This is a genomic window from Belnapia moabensis DSM 16746 (genome assembly GCF_000745835.1).
Lineage (GTDB): Bacteria > Pseudomonadota > Alphaproteobacteria > Acetobacterales > Acetobacteraceae > Belnapia > Belnapia moabensis.
Window position 1 is genome coordinate 106,900 of record NZ_JQKB01000005.1, and the last position, 20,723, is coordinate 127,622.

A 20,723-nucleotide genomic window follows, 5' to 3' on the forward strand; every position below is an offset into this window, starting at 1 on the left:
CCGATGCCCGGCCACCCATTGGTCACCGGCCACGCCGCCTGGGTCGCCCTCGCCGTGCCGCCGCCCGGCATCGCCTTGGCCCGCGAGGAAGGCCGCCTCGACCCGGCCGAATACACCGCCGTCGTCCGCGCCTCCGGCCTCGTCCGCCCGGTCGACGACGCCGCCCGGATGGCAGCGATGGTCGCTGGCTCCAACCTCATCGTCACCGCACGCGACGAGGCCGGCCGGCTGGTCGGCGCCGCCCGCAGCTTCACCGACTTCGCCTATGGCTGCTACCTGTCCGACCTCTGCGTCGACCCGGCGGGGCAGGGCAGGGGCATCGGCCGCGCACTCATCGCCGAGACCAAGCGCATCATCGGCCCCGGCTGCATGCTGCTGCTGCTCTCCGCGCCGGACCCGATGACCTGGTATCCGAAGCTCGGCATGGAGCCCGTCGCCAACGGCTTCATCATCCGCCGCGACGGCTGAGGCTCAATCCCCTTCCTGATCCAGCGCGTAGCCCGCCGAGCGCACGGTGCGGATCACATCCGCCCCGCCATCGACATTGATCGCCTTGCGCAGCCGCCTGATATGGACGTCGACCGTCCGCGGCTCGACATGGATGTCGCGCCCCCAAACCGCATCCAGCAGCTGCTCCCGGCTGAACACCCGCCCCGGATTCTGCAGGAAGAATTCCAGCATCCGGTACTCGGTCGGTCCGAGATGCAACGCCTTGCCGGCCCGCGTCACCCGGTGCGCATCCTGGTCCATGGTGATGTCGAGATAGGCGAGCGTCCCCTTGGTAGCGATGCTTCCCGAGCGCCGCAGCAGCGCCCGTATGCGCGCCAACAGGCTATCCATGGCGAAGGGCTTGGCGATGTAGTCGTCGGCGCCAGTATCAAGCGCCCTGACGGCATCCTGATCCTCGGTCCGCGCCGTCACCATGATGATCGGCAGGTCCCGCGTCGCCGGCTTGCGCCGGAGCTGCCGGCAGACCTCGATGCCCGAGAGCGCCGGCAGCATCCAGTCGAGCAGCACGAGGTCGGGCCTCGCCTCGGCGACGCGCAGCAGGGCTTCCTGCCCATCCGCCGCCTCCTCCACGCGGAAGCCCTGCTTCTCGAGGTTGTAGCGCAGCAGCGTGATCAGCGGCGCCTCGTCCTCGACGACCAGGATGGTCGGCTTGGCATGGCCCTGGACCATGTCCGGCATGTACGAGATCCCTTCCTCAGCCCGGCGGCCGGACCACGGCATAGGCGGAGCCGTCGCCTTTCGGTCGTTCATCCGGCAGGTTCTCGCCGCGCACGGCATAATGCACCGTCTCGGCGATATTCGTCGCATGATCCCCGATGCGTTCGAGATTCTTGGCGACGAACAGCAGATGCGTCGCCGCGGTGATGTTGCGCGGATCCTCCATCATGAAGGTCAGCATCTCGCGGAAGATGCCGTTATAGACCTGGTCGACCGGCTCGTCCGCCTCCCAGACCTCGTCGGCCCGGGCGACGTCGTCATTGACCAGCGCGTCGATCGCCCCCTTCAGGTTCTCCTGCACCAGCACCGCCATCCGGTTGAAGCCGTTGAGGCTGCCGATCGCCGGCTGCTGGGCCAGCACGATGCTCCGCTTCGCCGCGTTGCGCGCGTAATCGCCGATCCGCTCGATCCCATGGCTGATCTTGAGGCAGGCGATGACCAGCCGCAGGTCCTGCCCCACCGGCTGCCGCAGTGCCAGGATGCGGATGCAGAAATTCTCGATCTCCCGCTCCAGCGCGTCGATCGCGGCATCGCGCCCGACCACCTCGGTGGCGAGGTCGGTGTCCCGCCGAATCAGCGAGGCGACGGCATCCGCCACCTGCCGCTCAGCGAGACCGCCCATGCGGGCGATCATGTCGCGCAGCCGCCGCAGCTCCTCGGCATAGGAGCGCACGGTATGCTCGGCCATCTGTTCCATCGTCCTGGCCTCCCGCCTCAGCCGAACCGGCCGGTGATGTATTCCTGCGTCTTCGGGTGCTTCGGCGCGGTGAAGAGCTGCCCCGCCGGCGCCACCTCGATCAGCTCGCCCAGATAGAAGAAGGCCACCTGATCGGCGCAGCGCGCCGCCTGCTGCATGTTGTGCGTCACGATGGCGATGGTGAAGTCCCGCTTCAGCTCGTCGATCAGCTCCTCGATCTTCAGCGTCGAGATCGGGTCGAGCGCCGAGGTCGGCTCATCGAACAGGATCACCTCCGGCCGCACCGCAATGGTGCGCGCGATGCAGAGCCGCTGCTGCTGCCCGCCCGACATCCCCATCGCCGAGGTGTTCAGCCGGTCCTTCGCCTCCGACCAGAGTGCGGCGCGGGTCAGCGCCCACTCCACCCGCTCGTCCATCTGCGCCTTGCTGAGCTGCTCATGCAGCCTGACGCCGAAGGCGATGTTCTCGTAGATGGTCATGGGGAAGGGGGTGGGCTTCTGGAAGACCATGCCGACCTTCGAACGCAGCGCGTTGAGATCGACGCCCTCCTCGATGATGTTCTCGCCGTCGAGCAGCACCTGCCCCTCGGCCCGCTGGCCGGGATAGAGGCTGTACATGCGGTTCAGCACGCGCAGCAGCGTCGACTTGCCGCAGCCCGAAGGGCCGATCATGCCGGTCACTTGCCGGGCCGGGATGTCGAGCCCGATCCCCTTCAGCGCCTTGTGCGCGCCGTAGAAGAAGTCGAGGTTGCGGATCGCCAGCTTCGCCTCATTCAGCGCGGCGCCGGATCGCGCCTGCATCGTGCCGAGGGAGGGCCGGGCGGAAGTGGTCGCTTGGTCGCTCATGGGGGTCTTGTCCTTCACTTGCCGCGGCCGAGGAGGCTGCGCGCGCCGATATTCAGCAGCAGCACGGCGAGGGTGATGAGGAGGGCACCGGCCCAGGCCAGTTCGATCCAGTCCTGGAAGGGCGAGCCGGCATAGGAGTAGATGGTGATCGGCAGGCTCGGCATCGGCGCCGAGAGGTCGGTCGACCAGGCATTGTTGCCGAGGCTGGTGAAGAGCAGCGGCGCCGTCTCGCCGGCGATGCGGGCGATGCCGAGCAGCACGCCGGTGATGATGCCCGAGATCGCCGAGCGCCAGCTCACCAACACGATCATCTTCCACTTCGGCGCGCCGAGCCCGATCACCGCCTCGCGCAGCGTGTTGGGAACGAGGCTGAGCATGTCCTCCGTCGTCCGCACCACGATCGGGATGATGATGATGGCCAGCGCCGCGACGCCTGCCCAGCCGGAGAAGCCGCCGAAAGGCAGCACCAGCAGCTGGTAGACGAAGAGGCCGATCAGGATCGAGGGCGCCGAGAGCAGGATGTCGGAGACGAAGCGCACCACATCGCCGAAGCGCGAGCCCCGCGCATACTCGGCCAGATAGGTCCCGACCAGCATGCCGATCGGCGTGCCGATCAGCGTGGCCAGCGCCACCTGGATCAGGCTGCCGACGATGGCGTTGAGCAGCCCGCCTTCGGAGCCCGGCGGCTTGGTCACTTCCGTGAAGACCGCGAGGTCCATCGCCCCGAAGCCCTTCACGAAGAGGGTGACGAGGATCGAGGCCAGGAAGACGAGGCCGATCCCCGTCGCCGCCAGCGACAGCGAGCGGATGATGAGATCCGTCCGCTTACGCCCGCGGCCGAGCCGCGCCGCGACCTTGAGGTCCTTCACCGGCGTCAGCGCCGGCTGAGTCGTGGCACTCATCGGATCAGCCCTTCAGCCTGGAGCGCAGCAGGTAGCGCGAGGTCGCGAGCACGACGAAGGAGATGACGAAGAGGATGAAGCCGAGCGCCAGCAGCGAGGAGAGCTTCAGGCTCCCCGTCTCGCTCTCGCCGAACTCCAGCGCCACGACCGAGGCGATGGTGTTGCCCGGCCCGAACAGCGTCGTCGTGATGCGGTTGGCATTACCGATGACGAAGGTCACCGCCATGGTCTCCCCCAGCGCCCGCCCGAGCCCCAGCATGACGCCGCCCGCGACCGAGATCCGCGTATAGGGCAGCACCACGCCGCGCATCACCTCCCAGGTGGTGCAGCCGAGCCCGTAGGCGCTCTCCTTGTATACGGGCGGCACCTGCTCGAAGACATCGCGCATGGTGGCAGCGATGAAGGGCAAGATCATGATGGCGAGGATCAGCGCCGCGGTCAGGATGCCGGTGCCGAAGGGCGGCCCCTGGAACAGGAAGCCGATGCCCGGCAGCTCGCCCAGGCTGTCGATCAGCGTCGGCTGCACATACTGCGCCATCAGCGGCGCGATGAGGAAGAAGCCCCACATGCCGTAGATGATGGAAGGGACGGCCGCCAGCAGCTCCACCGCCGTGCCGACCGGCCGCCGCAGCCAGGGCGGCGCCAGCTCGGTGAGCGTGAAGGCGACGCCGAAGGCCAGCGGCACGGCGAAGATGATCGCCAGCACCGCCGTTACGATGGTGCCGTAGATGGAGACGCCGGCACCGAAGACCTCGGCCACCGGGTCCCATTCCGTGGACCAGAGGAAGGAGAGACCGAAGGCCCGGAAGGCAGGCAGCCCGCCGATGAAAAGCTCGACGATGATGCCGCCGAGCAGCAGCAGCACGAAGGCGCCCGCCGCCTGGCAGGCCCCGGCGAAGAGCGCATCGCCGAGGCTGCCGGTGCGGCGCGGCGCGACCGGCCGCGCGCCCGTGGTCATGGTGGTGGCCTGCGACACGCGGCGGGCTCCTTATCCGTTAGGCGGTCAGCCGTTCCACACCGGCTGGCCGTTGGCCTTCACCTCGGCCTTCCAGGCGGCGCGGATCTGGTCCTGCACCGGCTTCGGCAGCGGGATGTAGTCCAGCTGCGTCGCCAGCTGCTCACCGTTGTTGAAGGCCCAGTCGAAGAACTTCATAACGTTGCGGCTGCGCTCCGCATCGGTCGGGTTCTTCGGCAGCAGGATGAAGGTCGGCGAGACGATCGGCCAGGAGGTCGCACCCTGCTGGTCGATCAGGCTGGCGGCCATGCCTGGCGCGTTCCAGTCGGCACTCTGCGCCGCGGCGATGAAGCTCTCATGCGTCGGCTTCACGAACTGGCCGGCCTTGTTGCGGAGCTGGGTGGTGACCAGCTTGTTCGAGACCGCATAGGCATTCTCGACATAGCCGATGGCGCCGCGGATGTTCTTCACCGTCCCGGCCACGCCCTCGTTGCCGCGCGCACCGGTCCCGGCCGGGAAGCGGACCGAGGTGCCGACGCCGACCTTCTCCTTCCACTCCGGCGACACCGCCGAGAGGTAGGACACCCAGACGAAGGTGGTGCCGGAGCCGTCCGCCCGGTAGGCCGGGGCGATGGCGAGGTTCGGCAGCGTCAGCCCGCGGTTCAGCTCGACCAGCTTCGGGTCGTTCCACTTGGTGATCTTGCCGAGATAGATCTCAGCCAGCAGCTCGCCGGTCAGCTTCAGCTGCCCGTCCTCGATGCCGGGGATGTTCACGATGGCGACCAGGCTGCCCATCACCGACGGGAACTGCAGCAGGTTCGCCTCGGTCAGCTGTTGCTGGGTCAGCGGCGCGTCGGAAGCGCCGAAATCCACGGTGCGGTTGCGGATCTGGTTGATGCCTGCGCCCGAGCCGACCGATTGGTAGTTCACCGTGATGCCGGTCGCGCTGCGCCCGGCCTCGGCCCACTTCTGATAGACCGGATTGGGGAAGGTGGCGCCGGCGCCGGTGATCTGGCCACCCTGGGCCAAGGCGCGGCCTCCGAAGGCGGTGCCGGCGGCGAGCAGGCTGGCGCTGGCCAGCAATTGGCGACGATGCACGTGTGTGTCTCCGCGTTTGTCCTGGCCGGGACTCCAAGGCCCCGGATGCGGCGCCTTCCTAGAGCCGCCATAAGACGGAGAGGTTGCATCTCGATGAAGCTTCGATGACAGTCATCCGACGACTGCCCCGGTCATCCGGTATTTCCTATGCGGCCTTCGTGCCCGGCGCCCAGGCCGGGAGACGCTTCTCGCGGAATGCCGCGATCCCCTCCCGCCCCTCGGCCGAGGCCCGTTGCACCCAGCCCTCATGCGCCAGCAGCGCCATCGCCCTGGCATCGAGCTTCGCCCCATTGGCGCCGAGCAGGCTGTCCTTCGACACCGCCGCCGCCCCGGGCGCCGCCAGCAGCACCTCGCCGAGGATGGCCTCCAGCCGCGCCTCGATCGCCTCCGCCGCCACGACCTCGTGCACCAGGCCGATGCGCAGCGCTTCCGCCGCATCGAACCGCTCTCCGGTCACGGCATAACGCCGCGCCTGCCGCAGCCCCATGGCCTGGACCATCTGCGGCGAGATCGGCGTCGGTGCCACCCCGACCCGCACCTCGGTCAGGCCGAACACCGCCTCCGGCACCGCCAGCGCCACATCGACGCAGCAGACGAGGCCGCATCCCCCACCGAACGCCGCCCCCTGAACCAGGGCGAGGGTCGGGCGCGGGAATTCGTTGAGCAGCTGCATCGCCCGCGTTGTCGCCAGCGAGGCCTCGTAGGCCGCTTCCGGCGGATAGCCCGCGACCTCGGCCAGCCAGTTGATATCCGCCCCGGCGGCGAAATGCCGCCCCGCGCCGCGCAGCACCAGCGCCCGCACCGAGGCATCCCCGGCCAGCGCCTCCAGCGCCTCGGTCAGCCCGGCCAGCAGCGCGGCATTGTAGGCATTGCCGCGATGCGGCCGGTTCAGCGTGGCGGTGACGATGCCCCGCGCATCGCGGCCGACCAGGACGGGCCCGTCTTCCATGGTGCTTCCTCCATTGACAGCGGCTCAGGCCAGGGCCGAGCTTCCTTCGCGCCGGATGGTGTCGCCGCCGGCCCGCCCCGTCCATGGCCGAGGCCCATATCCCATGCACGCCACCCGCCCGACCCTCTATGGCGCCCGCCACGCCGTCTCCGCCGGCCACTACCTCGCCGCCGCCGCCGGCTTCGCCGTGCTCGAGGCCGGGGGCAACGCCATCGATGCCGGCTGCGCCGCCGGAATCGCCCTCGGCGTCCTCCTGCCGGACCTGGTGAACGTCGCCGGCGTCGCTCCCATCCTGATCCGCCTGGCCGATGGCCGCACCGAGACCATCGCTGGCCTAGGCCCCTGGCCCGCCTCCATCCCGGCCGACCTCTTCCAGCGCGAGCATGGCGGCCGCATCCCGAACGGCGTGCTCCGCACCGTCGTCCCCGCCGCGCCCGATGCCTGGATCACCGCCCTCGAGCGGCACGGCACCTTCTCCTTCGGCGAGGTCGCGCGCTACGCCATCCGCCACGCCCGCGACGGCTTCGCCGTCAACCCGCTTCTCGCCGAGAATATCCGCACGCACGAGGCCGACTACGCGCGCTGGCCATCCAACGCCGCCATCTTCCTCCCCAACGGGCGCCGCCCCGAGGTCGGCGAGAAATTCGTCCAATCCGACCTCGTCCGCAGCCTGCAATACATGGTGGACGAGGAGGCCGCGGCGGCAGGGCAGGGGAGGGCGGCCGGCCTCGCCGCCGCGCATGCCGCCTTCTACCGCGGCGACATCGCCCGCCAGATCGCCCGCTTCATGGCCGAGGAAGGCGGCTACCTGACCATGACCGACCTCGCTTCCTACCGCTCGCGCATCGAGCCGGCCGTGAGCCGAAGCTGGCGCGGCCACGAGGTCATCACCTGCGGCCCCTGGTGCCAGGGCCCCGCCCTGCTGGAAGCCCTGCTGCTTTTCGAGCGCGGCGGCTTCGCCTCCATGGCCCATAACGGCCCCGACTACCTCCATCTGATGACGGAATGCATCAAGGCCGCGATGGCCGACCGCGAATACCATTTCTGCGACCCCGCCTTCCTCGACGTCCCCATCGACCGCCTGCTCTCGGACGCCCATCTTGCCGCCCGCCTCGCCGCCATCGACCCGTCCCGCGCCGAGCCCGGCATGTTCCCCGCCATCCTCGGCGCCGAAGCAGCCGAACCCGCCCCGGCCCCCCGCGCCCTGCCGACGATCGAGGCCGACACCTCCTACTGCGCCGTCATCGACCGCTGGGGCAACGCCTTCAGCGCCACCCCCTCCGACGGCTCCTGGAACTCGCCCGTCATCCCCGGCCTCGGCCTCATCCCCTCCAATCGCGGCAGCCAGAGCCGGCCGGATCCGGCACACCCCTGCGGCGTCGCACCCGGCAAGCGCCCCCGCCTCACCCCCAACCCGGCCCTAGTGGTGACGGCGGATGGCGGCCTCATGCCCCTCGGCACCCCCGGCGGGGACGTGCAGATCCAGGCCATGCTGCAGGTCATGGTGAACATCCTGCATTTCGGCATGGAGCTGCAGGAGGCAATCGAGGCCCCCCGCATCGCCAGCTACGCCTTCCCCTCCTCCTTCGCCCCCTTCGACTACTTCCCAGCCCGCCTCGCGGTCGAGGACGGCATTTCGCAATCCACCCGCGACGCCCTCGCCGCCCGCGGCCATGAGGTGAGGGACTGGCCCCACCGCACCTGGCTCGCCGGCGCCGTGGAGGTGGTCCGCTCCGATCCCCATACCGGCCTCATCGCTGCCGGCGCCGACCCGCGCCGCCCGGCCTACGCCATCGCCGGCTGAACCCGGCCCATTGCCCCCACCGCCCGCCGGAGCCAAACTTGGTCGAACGACCAAGGAGGCTCCCATGCATGACATCGTGATCCGTGGCGGAACCCTCGTCGACGGCACCGGCGCCCCCGGCTTCACCGGCGACCTCGCCATCGACGGCGACCGCATCTCCCAGGTCGGTGGCAAGGCTGGCCCCGGCCGCCGCGAGGTCCAGGCCGATGGCCGCCTCGTCACCCCCGGCTGGGTCGATGTCCACACCCATTACGACGGCCAGGCCACCTGGGACCCGGTGCTCGCCCCTTCCTCCTGGCACGGCGCGACCACCATCCTTTTCGGCAATTGCGGCGTCGGCTTCGCCCCGGTCCGCCCGGCCCACCACCAGGCGCTGATCGACCTCATGGAAGGCGTCGAGGACATCCCCGGCATCGCCCTCGCCGAAGGGTTGAAATGGGACTGGGAGAGCTTCCCCGACTATCTCGACGCGCTCGCCCGCCTGCCCCGCACCATCGACGTCGCCGCCCAGCTCGCCCACCATCCCTTGCGCGTCTACGCCATGGGCGAGCGCGCCATCGCCCGCGAGATGGCGACGGCTGAGGACATCGAGCTGATGGCCCGCCTCACCGAGGAGGCCCTGAGGGCAGGCGCCTTCGGCTTCACCACCAGCCGCACCGACCAGCACAAGACCCCGGCCGGCGAGCTGGTCCCCGGCCGCTACGCCGAGCATGAGGAGCTGATAGCGATCGGAAAGGCCATGGGCCGCGCCGGCCGCGGCACCTTCGGCATGCTCTCCGACTTCGAGGACGAGGCGGCCGAATTCGGCTGGCTCCGCCAGGTCGCCGCCGACAGCCGCCGTCCCGTCTGGTTCCTGCTGACCGACCGAAGCTACGACCCGCAGCGCTGGCGCCGGCTGATGGACGGCGTCCGCGCCGCCCGCACCGAGGGCCTGGCCCTCTCCGCCCAGGTCGCCGGGCGCCCGGTCGGGCTGATCCTCGGCCTCGCCACCAGCCTCAACCCCTTTGCGCTCAGGGAAGGCTTCGCCGAGCTCGCCCGCCTAAGCCCCGCCGAGCAGCTCGCTCGCCTGCGCGACCCGCAGGTCCGCGCCGGCATACTGGCGCAGGAAGCCTCGCCACGGCTGATGGAGATCCTGCCGCCGCTCTCCCGCCAGGTCGCCACCCGCTGGGACCGCATGTACGTCCTCGGCGACAACCCGGATTACGAGCCGCCGCCCGAGCGCAGCATCGCCGCCCTCGCCGCCGCGGCCGGCCAGCCCCCGCAGGAGTACTGCTACGACTACCTGACCGGCGGTGATGGCGGCCGCATGCTCTACTTCCCCATCACCAACTACGTCCATGGCGACCTCGAGGTGGTGCGCGAGATGATCGAGGACCCGAACACCATCCTCGGCCTCTCGGATGGCGGCGCCCATTGCGGCGTCATCTGCGACGCCTCGCTCAACACCACCATGCTGACCCACTGGGTCCGCGACCGCAGCCGCGGTCCCCGTCTGCCGCTGGAATTCGTCATCAAGCGCCAGACCAGCGAGACCGCGGACTTCTTCGGCTTCCACGACCGCGGCCGCCTGGCGGTCGGCAAGAAGGCCGATGTCAACGTCATCGACTTCGCCGCGCTGCGCCCGCACCACCCGGAGATGATCTTCGATCTCCCCGCCGGCGGCCGCCGCCTCGTCCAGCATGTCGACGGCTACGACATGACGATCTGCAGCGGCGTACCGATCTTCGAGCGCGGCGAGGAGACGGGCGCGCGGCCCGGGCGGCTGGTGCGCGCCCAGGGTTAAGCCCCACCCGTCACCAACGGTTTCGGCGTGAGAAATGCCCTGCCGGGAACGGCAGGGCATTTTTGCTTTGGCTCGCTTGCCGGGCTTTTTCCGATGTTATAGGAAGCGCCGGAATTGAAGCGGAGAAACCGAGTCGTGGAAAAAGGCAAATTTGATCTCGAAAACATGAGCGTCCAGGAATTGACCGCCCTGCGCGACGCCGCTGAGGCGAAACGCCTGGAAAAGCTCGATGGCGCCCGGGACGCCATCCTGGCGGAAGCCAAGGAGAAACTCGCCCAGCTCGGCCTTGCCTTCGAGACCGCCTGGCCAGGCCGTTCCCCGGAGCCGTCCCCCCGCGCTTCAAAGAAGGCCGCCACGGGAGGCGGCCAGGTCGCCGCGAAATTCCGCGGCCCGAACGGCGAGGAATGGACCGGCCGCGGCAGGCTGCCGAAATGGCTTCATGCCATGGAGGCGGAAGGCCGCAGCCGCGACGAATTCCGGATCTAGAAACCCTCACGAAAGCGCTCCGCCGCCTCATACGTCCTTCCGCAGCAAAAGCCGCGGAAGGACATCGGCAGAAGTCGGTTCCGCCGAGACGCGAAACCCGTCAGCCGAGAAACGCCAGCACCGCCGCATTGAAATCCGCTGGATTGTCGCTGCTCATCCCATGCGCCGCATTCGGGATGACCACCCGCCGCACATCCGCCATCACCCGCTCCAGCGCCTCGATGATGGCGATGAATTGCGGCTGGGTCTGCACGCCGTTCACCAACAGGGTCGGCACCCGGATCGCTTCCGCCGCCGCCCGCCCATAGGGCCGCCGCCGCTCGTCGATCTGCCCCAGCAGCGTATGCGCATTGTCTAGGTTGATCGCCTTACGCGCCGCGCTCCGCTTCTCCCAGGCGCCGGGCCCGCCGGTATGCTCGGCGAAGCGCCGCATCGCCCCCTCGGTATCGCCCGCCTTCAGCAGCTCCGCCGCCGCGGCGAAGGCCCCCGCCTGCTTCCCCGCCCCGCCCGGCACGCCGCCGAGGCTCTCATCCAGCTCGCCCCCCGGCTCCGCCAGCACCAGCCGCCGGATCAGCCCCGGATGCCGCTCCGCTACGCGAAAGGCGATATGCCCGCCCCGCGAATGCCCGACGAGATCGACCTTCCCCACCCCGAGCGCCGCGACGAACCCCGCCACATCCTCCACATGCTGGTCGATCTTGAAGGTCTCGCCCGCGCCATCCCACCGCTCCGGCCAGTAATGCCGGAGGCTCGGCGCCAGCACGCGGAAGCGCGCCCCGAGCGGCTCCATCTGCGGCGCCCAGTAGCGCTGGTCGTTGAGCGAGCCATGCACCAGCACCACCGGCGCGCCGCTCCCGGCCTCCGCATAATGCATCTCGTACCCGTTGACCTCGAGGCTTGGCATTCGCTTCCCTTCCCATATGTCCCGGGGAGGATGCGGCCCCCGACCCGCCCCCGCAAGGAGCCCCGATGCGCCGCCGCCACCTCCTCGCCAGCCTCGCCGCCGCCTCCGCCACAGCGCAGCCCGCCGAGGTCGACCTCCTCCTGGCGCTCGCCGTCGATGCCTCCGGCTCCATCGACCCGGACGAATTCCAGCTCCAGCGCGAGGGCTATGCCGAGGCACTGACCCACCCGGCGGTCCTGGCCGCCATCCGCGGCAAGCCGCGCGGCGCCATCGCCGTCGCTATGGTCGAATGGGGCTCGCCCGCCGGTGCTGCGACGGTGGTAGAGTGGATGCGCCTCGCCGACGCCACCTCCGCCACCGCCCTGGCGGAGGCCATCCTCCGCGCCCCCCGCAGCCCGCAGAGCTGGAACGCCATCGGCGACGCCCTCGACCACTGCACCAGCCTGATCGGCGCCTCGCCCTTCCGCGCCGCCGAGCGCGTCATCGACCTTTCCGGCGACGGCCCCGACCTCCGCTCCCACATCCCGGCTGCCACCGCCCGCGACGTGGCGGTCGCCGCCGGCATCACCGTGAACGCGCTTGCCGTCGCCGCCGCCGGCCAGGTCACCCGCGCCGGCGAGCCCCTGGCCGAGACCTACCGCCGCGAGGTCATCGGCGGCCCCGGCGCCTTCGTGGCGACGGCCGAGGACCGCCGCGACATCGCCCGCGCCCTCCGCGCCAAGCTGATCCGCGAGATCGCCTGACTATTCCAGGCGAAGGTTCGCCGCCCGGATCACCCCGCCCCACTTCTCCAGCTCGCTGCGGATCAGCGCCGCCATCTGCGCCTGGTCCTGCACCCAGACCGTCGCCCCCGCCCGCCGGATCTTCTCCGCCGTCTCCGCTCCCTGCACGATGCCGATGATCGCCGCCGAAAGCCGGTCCCGCACCGCCTGCGGCATCGCCGCCCCGCCGATGAAGCCGAACCAGACATAGACCTCGTAGCCCGCCAGCCCCGCCTCGGCGAAGGTCGGCACATCCGGCATCGTCGGATCCCGCTCGCTCCCCGTCACGGCGAGCGCCTTCAGCCGCCCGCCCTGCACATGCGGCAGCACGTTCGGCAGGTTGTCGATGGTCATGTCCACGCGCCCGCCGAGCAGGTCGGCGATGCCCGGCGCGCTGCCGCGATAGGGCACATGCGTCAGCTCGATCCCCGCCTGCACGCGGAACAGCTCGGCCGCCAGATGCGGGCTGCTCCCCGCGCCCGAGCTGGCATAGCTGAGCTTGCCCGGCTGCGCCTTCGCCCTGGCGATCAGCTCCCGCAGGCTGCCGATCTCGCCATCGCTCCTGACCGCGAGGCAGTTCATCAGCCGCGTCGTCACGCAGAGCGGCGCGATGTCCTTCGTCGAATCGTAGCCGGTATTGGCGAAGAGGAAGGGGTTCATCGTCAGGTTGGCAGTATTGGCGACGCAGATCGTGTGGTTGTCCGTCGCCTGCGCGGTCGCCGCGATGGCGAGCGAGCCGCTCGCCCCCGGCCGGTTCTCGACCACCCCGAGTTGCCCGACCGCATCGCCCATCTTCTCGCCGACCAGCCTTGCCAGCGTGTCGTTGATGGCGCCCGGCGTATAGGGCACCAGGATGCGCACCGGCCGGTCCGGCCAGCTCTCCGCCCGCGCGCGAACGGCAAGCAGGGCAGGAGCCGCCAGCAGCCCCCTCCGCAGGATGGTCATCGTTGTTCCCTCCCGGTTTATCCGGAAAGGCTACACCCCCCGCAGCCGCTCCCGCAGTTCGAATTTCTGGATCTTGCCCGTCGAGGTCTTCGGCAGCGGCCCGAAGCTCACCCGCTTCGGACATTTGAAATGCGCGAGCCTTTCGCGGCACCAGGCAATCACCTCCGCCTCGCTCGGCGGCGCTACCCCCGGCCGCGGCGTCACGAAGGCATGCGGCACCTCGCCCCATTTGGCGTCAGGCGCCGCGACGACGGCCGCTTCCATGATCGCCGGATGCGCGTAGAGCACCTCCTCCACCTCCAGCGTCGAGATATTCTCCCCGCCCGAGATGACGATGTCCTTCGCCCGGTCCTTCACCTCGATATAGCCGTCCCCGTGCATCACCCCGAGATCGCCGGTATGGAACCACCCCCCGGCGAAGGCCTCGCGATTGGCCTCCGGATTCCGCAGATATCCCTTCATCACCGTATTGCCGCGCAGCATCACCTCGCCGAGCGTCCGCCCATCCGCCGGCACCGGCGCCATGCTGGCTGGATCGATCACCGCCGCCTCCTCCAGCATCGGGTGGTTGACCCCCTGCCTCGCCATGAATGCGGCCTTCTCGCCGAGCGGCATCTCCTCCAGCCCCGGCTGCCACAGGCAGATCGTCGCCGGCCCGTAGCACTCCGTCAGCCCATAGAGATGCGTGACGGCAAACCCCATCCCCTCCATCCCCGCGATGACGGGCGAGGGCGGCGCCGCCCCGCCCGTGGCGATGGCGACCTTGCCCGGCAAGGCTCGCTTCACCGCCTCCGGCGCATGGATCAGCATCGTCAGCACGACGGGCGCGGCGCACATATGCGTCACCCCATGCTCCGCGATGGCGGCGAAGATCGCCCCCGGCTCCACCTTGCGCAGGCAGACATGCGTCCCGCCCTGCAAGGTGACGGCCCAGGTATAGGTCCAGCCATTGCAGTGGAACATCGGCAACGTCCAGAGATAGACGCTGCGCGGCGTCAGCTCGAAAGCCAGCGCATTCGCCGTCGCATTCAAATAGGCGCCGCGATGATGCGCAACGACGCCCTTCGGATTGCCCGTCGTGCCCGAGGTGTAGGAGAGGCTGATCGCCTCCCACTCATCCTCCGGCATCCGGATCGGCTCCGCCGCATCACCCGTCGAGAGGAACTCCTCGTACTCGACATCCCCCAGCGCCACGCCCTCCGGCGCCTCACTGTCGACGATATCGACGACGGTCATGCCTTCCGGCACCGCCCCGCGCGCGACCTTGGTGAACTCCCGGTCCACCATCAGCAGCTTCGCGCCGGAATGCCGCAGGATGAAGCCGATCGCCGCCGCATCCAGCCGGATGTTGATCGTCAGCAGCACAGCGCCCGCCATCGGCACACCGTAATGCGCCTCCAGCATCTCCGGCGTATTCGGCGCCAGCACCGCGACGACATCGCCCGTGCCGACGCCCTTCCGCTTCAGCGCCGAAGCCAGCCGCCGGCACCGCTCCGCCATCTCGGCGTAGGTGGTCCGCCTCGCCCCATGAATGACGGCGACCCGGCCCGGATAGATCCTTGCCGCCCGCAGTAAGAAGGAGACGGGCGAGAGCGGGACGTGATTGGCCGCCAGCCTCGGCAGATCATGGTCATCCATGATCCGCCCCCCACTTAAAGAAGTCCTTCCCCTGCCGCCTCAGGAAATTCGCCAGCACCATGCGATGCACCTCGCTCGCCCCGTCGACGAGCCGCGCCTGCCGCGCATAGCGGTACATCCACTCGACGGGCGTATCCTTCGAATACCCCCGCGCCCCGAGCAGCTGCAGCGAGGTATCCACCGCCTTGTGCAGCGCATCGGCGACGACGACCTTCGCCATGGAGATCTCCTTGCGCGCCAAGCTCCCTTGGTCGAGCAGCCAGGCCGCGCGCATGGTCAGCAGCCGCCCGATATCGAGCTCCATCGCCGCCTGCCCGACGAGCTGCTGCACCGCCTCCTTCTCCACGAGCTTCGAACCGAAGCTGCTCCGCTGCTCGATATGCGCCATGGCGATCTCAAGCGCCCGCCGCCCCATCCCGGTCCAGCGCATGCAATGCGTCAGCCGCGCCGGCCCAAGCCTGATCTGAGTGACGCGCAGCCCGTCGCCCACCCCCATCAGCACATTCTCGTCCAGCACCTCGAGCCCGTCGAATTCCAGCTCGCAATGCCCGCCATGCTCCTCCGGTCCCATGATCGGAATGCGCCGCACGATCTTCCACCCCGGCTGGTCGGCATGGAACAGGAAGGCGGTGAGCCCCGTCCTGTCGTCATCCGAGGTCCGCGCCATAAGGATGAAATGCTTCGAGGTCTCCGCACCGGTGATGTAGTGCTTCCGCCCGGTGATGACCCAGCGGTCATTCCCCCGCCGCTCCGCCTTGGTATAGGTCATCGACGGATCGCTGCCGCAGCCATCCGGCTCCGTCATGGCGAAGCTCGACTGCACGCGGCCCTCGATGATCGGCTGCAGCCACCGCTCCTTCTGCGCCTCGGTGCCGACCATGTTGAGCACGCGCATATTGCCGTCATCCGGCGCCGCGCCATGGAAGACGACCGGCCCGAAGATGCTGCGATTCATCTCCTCGTAGAAGGCGGCGATGGCCGTCATCGGGAAGCCGCCGCCCCCGCGCTCCTTCGGCATGTTGAGCGCCCAGAGCCCTTCGGCCTTCGCCTCCGCCCGCAGCCGCTCCAGAAGCAGCTTGTTGATGTTCTCATGCTCGTCATAGCTCGCCGGATCACTCTCCAGCGGGATGATCCTTTGCTCCACGAATTCGCGGATGCGCGAGCGGGTCGCCTCGACCTCGGGAGACAGGCTGAAATCCATCTTGGCTGATCCTACAGAGCGTTGACCGAATGCCCGCCATCGACCACCAGCGCGGCGCCCGTCATATGGGCCCCCGCCTTCGAGGCGAGCAGGAGAAGCGGCCCGGTGAGATCATCGGGCGCGCCGAGCCTTCGCTGCGGCACCCGCTTCACCACCGCCTGGCCCGCCTCGGAGGCGAAGAATTCCCGGTTGATCGGCGTCTCGACATAGCCCGGACAGAGCGCATTCACCCGGATGCCATACCGCGCCCACTCGACGGCGAGCTGCTTCGTCAGCTGCACCAGCCCCGCCTTCGAGGCCGTGTAGCCCGCGACCCCCTGCAGGATGCGCAAGCCGCCGATCGAGGCGATATTGATGAAAGCCCCCCCGCGCTTCGCCGCAACGAGCCGCCGCCCCGCCTCCGTGGCGACAAGGAAGCAGCCGCGCAGGTTGACCGCGACCACGCCGTCCCAATCCTCGGCCGTCTGCTGCAAGGCGGGCTTCGAGACCGCGATCCCCGCATTGTTGACGAGCACATCCGGCGCCACGCCGAAGGCCTGCTCGGCAGCATCGAAACAGGCGGCAATGCTCTCCGGCCGCGCCACATCGAGCGGCACCGCAACGGCCCCCGCACCAAGCTCCCCCGCCAGCGCCTCCAGCGCCTCTGTCCTGCGCGCCGCCAGCACCACCCGGGCGCCCGCCCCATGCAGCACCCGGGCGAAATGCGCCCCGAGCGCCCCCGAGGCGCCCGTCACCAGCGCGACCGAGCCCGTGAGCCCGAACAACCCTTGCGGATCGACCATCCCGTTCCTCCCGCTTCCCCATACTTGACCATCGCGGAAGGGCAGGGGGCAAGCCGCCGCCTCAGGCCGCAGCGACCTCCGCCTCGATCGCTGCCAGCAGCCGTGCCGGGAAGTGCTGCGGAATCCCCTGGCCGATCAGCACGATCCGTGTCCGCCGCTCGCCCCCCGGCCATTCCGCGAGCCACTCCGGCGGATGCACCAGATGCTGCACCGCATGCACCACCATCGGCCGCATTGGTTCTTCGGCCAGCGCCACCAAGCCCTTCAGCCGCAGCAGCTTCGCCCCCGCATGCTCCGCCAGCGCCTGCATCCAGAGGGTGAGCGCCAGCGCCGCCACCGGCGCCTCCCGCTCGATGACGATGCTCCCGACGCCCTCGCTGTGCCGCGCCACCGCCTCTACCGGCACCACCGGATCGCCCGGCGCGAAGAGCCATTCCGGCTCCACCGCCCCCCGCACGGCCGCCCTGACAGCGAGCCCCGCCTGCAACCCCCGCACCGCGGCTTCCGCCGCCGCCGCATCGCCGAGATCGGGCTTGGTCACCAGCACCCGGTCCGCCAGCATCACCTGCCGCCGCGCCTCCGGATGCCGCTCCAGCACTGCCGTCCCCACCACCGCATCCACCAGCGTCACCACCGATATCAGCCGATGCGTCTCAATCACCAGTGCCTCCGTCATCAGCGCATGCAGGATCGGCGCCGGATCGGCCAGGCCCGACGTCTCCACCAGCACCCGCCGATAGGCCGGCACCTCCCCCGCCGCCCGCTTCCGCGCCAGCTCCATCAGCGTCGTGCCGAGATCCGTCCGCACCAGGCAGCAGAGGCAGCCGGTCGAGACATTGACCAGCACCTCCTCGCTCGCCGCCAGCAGCTCATGGTCGAGCGCCACCTCGCCGAATTCGTTGACGATGACGGCGCTATCCGCCCAGTCCGGATCGGCGAGTACCCGCCGCAGCAGCGTCGTCTTCCCCGCCCCGAGAAAGCCGGTGACGACGGAGACGGGAATCACGCCCCCGCCACCCTGAGTCGGCGCGCCTCACCCTCGCCGGCGCCGACCGCATTGCGCACCCCCCGCAGCAACCCGGAGACGGAGGTGCAGGGCCGCCTCTGCCCCGCCCGCTCGATCCACCAGCGGATCGGCAAATCATCCCGAGCGGCCGCCGTCACCCGCAGCCCGCCCAGTTCCACGCCCCCCTCGAAGACGGCGACGCGCCCCGGCACCTCCCACAGCGCCAGCGCATCGGAAAGCAGGTCGCGCAGCTCCGGCGGCGTCACGGCGCCGCGCCGGCCCTGATCTCGTCGGGGATGCTGCGCGAAATCCACTCGCCCCCTCGCTCGTCCCCGACCCAGCGATCACCCTCGACGACGACCTTCCCACGCAGGATCGTCATTGCCGGCCAAGCATCCACCTGACGTCCTTCCCAGGGCGAGTAGTCGCTCTCATGCATCGCCTCGGCCCGCACCTCGCGCCGCAGCGCCGGGTCGAGGATACAGATGTCCGCATCCGCCCCCGGCGCGATGCAGCCCTTCCGCGGATACATTCCCATGATCCGCGCCGCATTGGTCGAGACTGCATCGACGAATTGCCGCAACGAGAAGCCCCGTTTCCCCACCATCTCCGAATACATCACCGCCACCCGCGGCTCGACGCCGGAATTTCCCCCCGTGGTGTCGTCGATCCGCTTCCCCTGCGTCTTCACCGCCAGGGAACAGCACAGCTCGTCCGTGGCGACGCAGTTGATCGTCCCGTCCATCGCGCCCCGCCACAGCTCGTCCTGATCCGCCTGCGACTTCAGCGAGGGATAGGTGTGATACATCTGCCCGTTCGGCCGCTTGTAGTCGTCCGAGGTGTAGAGCATGTATTGATGCAGGCTCTCGCCATAGGCCGGCTGGTTGCGCGCCCGCGCCTCGCGGATCGCCCTTACGCCATCGGCCGCCGAGACATGCAGCATGTAGAGCGCCGTCCCCGGCACCTTCTCCGCCAGCCGCAGCACGCGGCGGAAGGAGAGGTCCTCGGACAGCGTGTTGTGCACCTCCGCCATGTTCTCGAAGCCCGCCCGCCCCTCGCGGAACAGCTTGGCGTACATGTGCATGACGATGTCGTTGTCCTCGGCATGGATGACGCCGAGCCCACCCTTGCGCGACAGCACCTGGAACACCTCCCAGATGTCGCCGAAATCCACCATCCGCCCTTTGCGGCTCGGGGTGATGTCGGTGGTGAAGATCTTCACCGAAGCATGCCCCGCCTCGATCGCCTCGCCGAGCTGCCCCGGCACCTCCGGCGGCAAATCACCTTCCACCATGGTGTGCAGCGCCCAGTCGCAGGCGCAGCCATCCGCCCGCCAGTCGGCCATGCGCGCCTCGATCGCGCCCTGCACGCTCTGCCCATGCGTCCAGCGGGTGAAGTCGATGATCGTCGTCGTCCCCCCGAACAGCGCCGCGCGGCCGACGACCGACGGCCCCTGCGTCAGCGTCGGCGTCCCATCCGGCACGACGACGGGCCAAAGGCAATGCGTATGCGGGTCGATGCCGCCCGGCATGACGATTTTCCCCGTCGCATCGACATGCCGCGCCCCCTCGGGCACCGGGAAGCCGCCTCGCTCGGCGACGGCCACCACCTTGCCGCCCCCGATCGCCACATCCGCCGGTCCGATCGCATGCGGCGTGACGACGCAATCCCCGCTGACGATGAGATCGATCATGCCCCTGTCCCCCCAAAGGCGGCCGCCCGCCGCTCCTGGTAGCGCGGCAGCACATCCGGGTTGATGACCCGCGGCGGCAGCCTGCCCTCCGCCGCATCAGCGAAGGCCAGCGCCGCGATGCGGGTGATGTTCGCCCGGCTCTCCTGCGTCACCCCCGCCGTGTGCTGGGTTATGATCACGTTGTCCAACTGCAGCAGCGGATGCGAGGGCGGCGGCGGCTCCTGCGCCCAGACATCGAGCCCGGCTCCCGCCAGATGCCCGGAGGCCAGCGCCTCCGCCAGCGCCGGCTCGTCATGGATATGCCCCCGCGCCGTGGTGACGAAGATGGCGCCCTGCTTCATCCGCGCGAAGCTCGCCGCGCCCATCATCCCGCGGCTCTCGGGCGAGAGCGGCAGGTGCAGGCTGACGACATCGCTCTCCGCCAGCAACTCGTCCATCTCCACCTTCCGCGCCCCCCGCGCCGCGATGGTCGCGGCATCCAGATACGGATCGCAGGCCAGCACCGTGCAGCCGAAGGCCAGCCGCACGATCTCGGCGACGCGCGTCCCCACATGCCCGATGCCGACGAGCCCGACCGTGCGCCCCCTAAGCTCCCGCCCCATCAGCGCCTCGCGGCTCTGCGCCCGCCCGGCCCGCATCGCCGCCTGCGCCTCCGGCATGCGCTTCAGCAGCGAGAGCATCATGCCGACCGCGTGCTCGGCGACGCCCTCCGCATTGCCGCCCGCCTGGTTGACCAGCAGCACCCCCGCCCGCGTGCAGGCGATGGGATCGACAGTGTCGTAGCCCGCCCCGGTGCTGCCCACCATCAGCAGCCCCGGCAGCGCCTCCAGCAACGCGTCGTTCACATGGAACCGCCGCGGCAGCTCGTCCCGCGAGGCCATGCAGTAATACCCGTCCACCTCCCGCAGCGCCGCCAGCACGGCCTCCTCCGGCTGGTCGAGCGGAATCCGCACCACCTCCAGCGCCGCGCACCCGGCGGCGGTGTCGAGGAAGGCCCGATGCGGCAGATGCGACAGGTAGCCGACACGAAAGCGGCGCATGACCTTC

General features: G+C 69.6%; 21 protein-coding genes. 5 read left to right on the forward strand and 16 right to left on the reverse strand.

The window, feature by feature from the left end:
- Positions 1-3 precede the first annotated feature (3 nt).
- Positions 4-468, forward strand: a complete 465-nt coding sequence (locus tag EP26_RS04560; protein WP_084112319.1) for a GNAT family N-acetyltransferase — start codon at positions 4-6, stop codon at positions 466-468.
- A 3-nt stretch (positions 469-471) separates the two neighbouring features.
- On the opposite strand, the gene phoB is transcribed toward EP26_RS04560, so the two are convergent.
- The 7 genes from phoB to EP26_RS04595 form a co-directional block, all read right to left on the reverse strand.
- Positions 472-1,188 (reverse strand): phosphate regulon transcriptional regulator PhoB, encoded by a 717-nt coding sequence (gene phoB / locus EP26_RS04565; protein WP_052388794.1) that lies wholly within the window; start codon positions 1,186-1,188, stop codon positions 472-474.
- 16 nt (positions 1,189-1,204) lie between these two features.
- Positions 1,205-1,924: a phosphate signaling complex protein PhoU gene (phoU, locus tag EP26_RS04570; protein WP_043336330.1), complete on the reverse strand. Its 720-nt coding sequence runs from the start codon at positions 1,922-1,924 to the stop codon at positions 1,205-1,207.
- Between the two features lie 17 nt (positions 1,925-1,941).
- A complete protein-coding gene (gene pstB / locus EP26_RS04575; RefSeq protein WP_052388811.1) occupies positions 1,942-2,724 on the reverse strand; it encodes a phosphate ABC transporter ATP-binding protein PstB in 783 nt (260 codons plus the stop codon).
- A gap of 59 nt (positions 2,725-2,783) precedes the next feature.
- Positions 2,784-3,671, reverse strand: coding sequence for a phosphate ABC transporter permease PstA (gene pstA, locus EP26_RS04580; protein WP_052388795.1), 888 nt, complete (start codon positions 3,669-3,671; stop codon positions 2,784-2,786).
- A gap of 4 nt (positions 3,672-3,675) precedes the next feature.
- Entirely contained in the window at positions 3,676-4,629 is a 954-nt protein-coding gene (pstC, locus tag EP26_RS04585; RefSeq protein WP_043336527.1) for a phosphate ABC transporter permease subunit PstC, read from the reverse strand.
- 45 nt (positions 4,630-4,674) lie between these two features.
- Positions 4,675-5,724, reverse strand: coding sequence for a phosphate ABC transporter substrate-binding protein PstS (gene pstS / locus EP26_RS04590; RefSeq protein WP_084112320.1), 1,050 nt, complete (start codon positions 5,722-5,724; stop codon positions 4,675-4,677).
- Between the two features lie 145 nt (positions 5,725-5,869).
- Positions 5,870-6,673 (reverse strand): enoyl-CoA hydratase-related protein, encoded by an 804-nt coding sequence (locus tag EP26_RS04595; protein WP_043336336.1) that lies wholly within the window; start codon positions 6,671-6,673, stop codon positions 5,870-5,872.
- A 103-nt stretch (positions 6,674-6,776) separates the two neighbouring features.
- Between EP26_RS04595 and EP26_RS04600 the strand changes: the two genes are divergently transcribed.
- The 3 genes from EP26_RS04600 to EP26_RS04610 all read left to right on the forward strand — a co-directional run bounded on the left by EP26_RS04600 (position 6,777) and on the right by EP26_RS04610 (position 10,746).
- Positions 6,777-8,477, forward strand: a complete 1,701-nt coding sequence (locus EP26_RS04600; RefSeq protein WP_043336341.1) for a gamma-glutamyltransferase family protein — start codon at positions 6,777-6,779, stop codon at positions 8,475-8,477.
- Between the two features lie 64 nt (positions 8,478-8,541).
- Positions 8,542-10,260, forward strand: coding sequence for an N-acyl-D-amino-acid deacylase family protein (locus tag EP26_RS04605; protein ID WP_043336343.1), 1,719 nt, complete (start codon positions 8,542-8,544; stop codon positions 10,258-10,260).
- A 135-nt stretch (positions 10,261-10,395) separates the two neighbouring features.
- The gene (locus tag EP26_RS04610; protein WP_043336344.1) at positions 10,396-10,746 is read left to right on the forward strand and encodes an H-NS histone family protein; all 351 of its coding nucleotides are present in this window, start codon (positions 10,396-10,398) and stop codon (positions 10,744-10,746) included.
- A gap of 100 nt (positions 10,747-10,846) precedes the next feature.
- Here the strand turns inward: EP26_RS04610 and EP26_RS04615 are convergent, their stop codons facing one another.
- Positions 10,847-11,650: an alpha/beta fold hydrolase gene (locus EP26_RS04615; protein ID WP_043336345.1), complete on the reverse strand. Its 804-nt coding sequence runs from the start codon at positions 11,648-11,650 to the stop codon at positions 10,847-10,849.
- Between the two features lie 65 nt (positions 11,651-11,715).
- Here EP26_RS04615 and EP26_RS04620 point away from each other — a divergent pair, with 65 nt between their 5' ends.
- Entirely contained in the window at positions 11,716-12,393 is a 678-nt protein-coding gene (locus EP26_RS04620) for a DUF1194 domain-containing protein (RefSeq protein ID WP_043336346.1), read from the forward strand.
- Here the strand turns inward: EP26_RS04620 and EP26_RS04625 are convergent, their stop codons facing one another.
- The 8 genes from EP26_RS04625 to EP26_RS04660 all read right to left on the reverse strand — a co-directional run bounded on the left by EP26_RS04625 (position 12,394) and on the right by EP26_RS04660 (position 20,716).
- Positions 12,394-13,356 carry a Bug family tripartite tricarboxylate transporter substrate binding protein gene (locus EP26_RS04625; RefSeq protein ID WP_043336349.1) on the reverse strand — a complete coding sequence of 321 codons (963 nt, stop codon included), beginning with the start codon at positions 13,354-13,356 and terminating at the stop codon, positions 12,394-12,396.
- 30 nt (positions 13,357-13,386) lie between these two features.
- Positions 13,387-14,994 (reverse strand): acyl-CoA synthetase, encoded by a 1,608-nt coding sequence (locus EP26_RS04630; RefSeq protein WP_043336350.1) that lies wholly within the window; start codon positions 14,992-14,994, stop codon positions 13,387-13,389.
- Entirely contained in the window at positions 14,987-16,195 is a 1,209-nt protein-coding gene (locus EP26_RS04635) for an acyl-CoA dehydrogenase family protein (protein WP_043336351.1), read from the reverse strand. The genes EP26_RS04630 and EP26_RS04635 overlap by 8 nt, the downstream gene beginning before the upstream one ends.
- A gap of 11 nt (positions 16,196-16,206) precedes the next feature.
- A complete protein-coding gene (locus EP26_RS04640; protein ID WP_043336352.1) occupies positions 16,207-16,977 on the reverse strand; it encodes an SDR family NAD(P)-dependent oxidoreductase in 771 nt (256 codons plus the stop codon).
- Between the two features lie 61 nt (positions 16,978-17,038).
- Positions 17,039-17,983, reverse strand: a complete 945-nt coding sequence (locus tag EP26_RS04645; RefSeq protein ID WP_052388796.1) for a CobW family GTP-binding protein — start codon at positions 17,981-17,983, stop codon at positions 17,039-17,041.
- Complete coding sequence (locus tag EP26_RS04650) at positions 17,980-18,249, reverse strand: hypothetical protein (RefSeq protein ID WP_043336353.1); 270 nt, start codon at positions 18,247-18,249, stop codon at positions 17,980-17,982. Before EP26_RS04650 ends, EP26_RS04645 begins: the two co-directional genes overlap by 4 nt.
- Entirely contained in the window at positions 18,246-19,676 is a 1,431-nt protein-coding gene (locus EP26_RS04655) for an amidohydrolase family protein (protein ID WP_043336354.1), read from the reverse strand. Before EP26_RS04655 ends, EP26_RS04650 begins: the two co-directional genes overlap by 4 nt.
- Positions 19,673-20,716, reverse strand: a complete 1,044-nt coding sequence (locus tag EP26_RS04660; RefSeq protein ID WP_043336532.1) for a hydroxyacid dehydrogenase — start codon at positions 20,714-20,716, stop codon at positions 19,673-19,675. Before EP26_RS04660 ends, EP26_RS04655 begins: the two co-directional genes overlap by 4 nt.
- Positions 20,717-20,723: the final 7 nt, after the last annotated feature.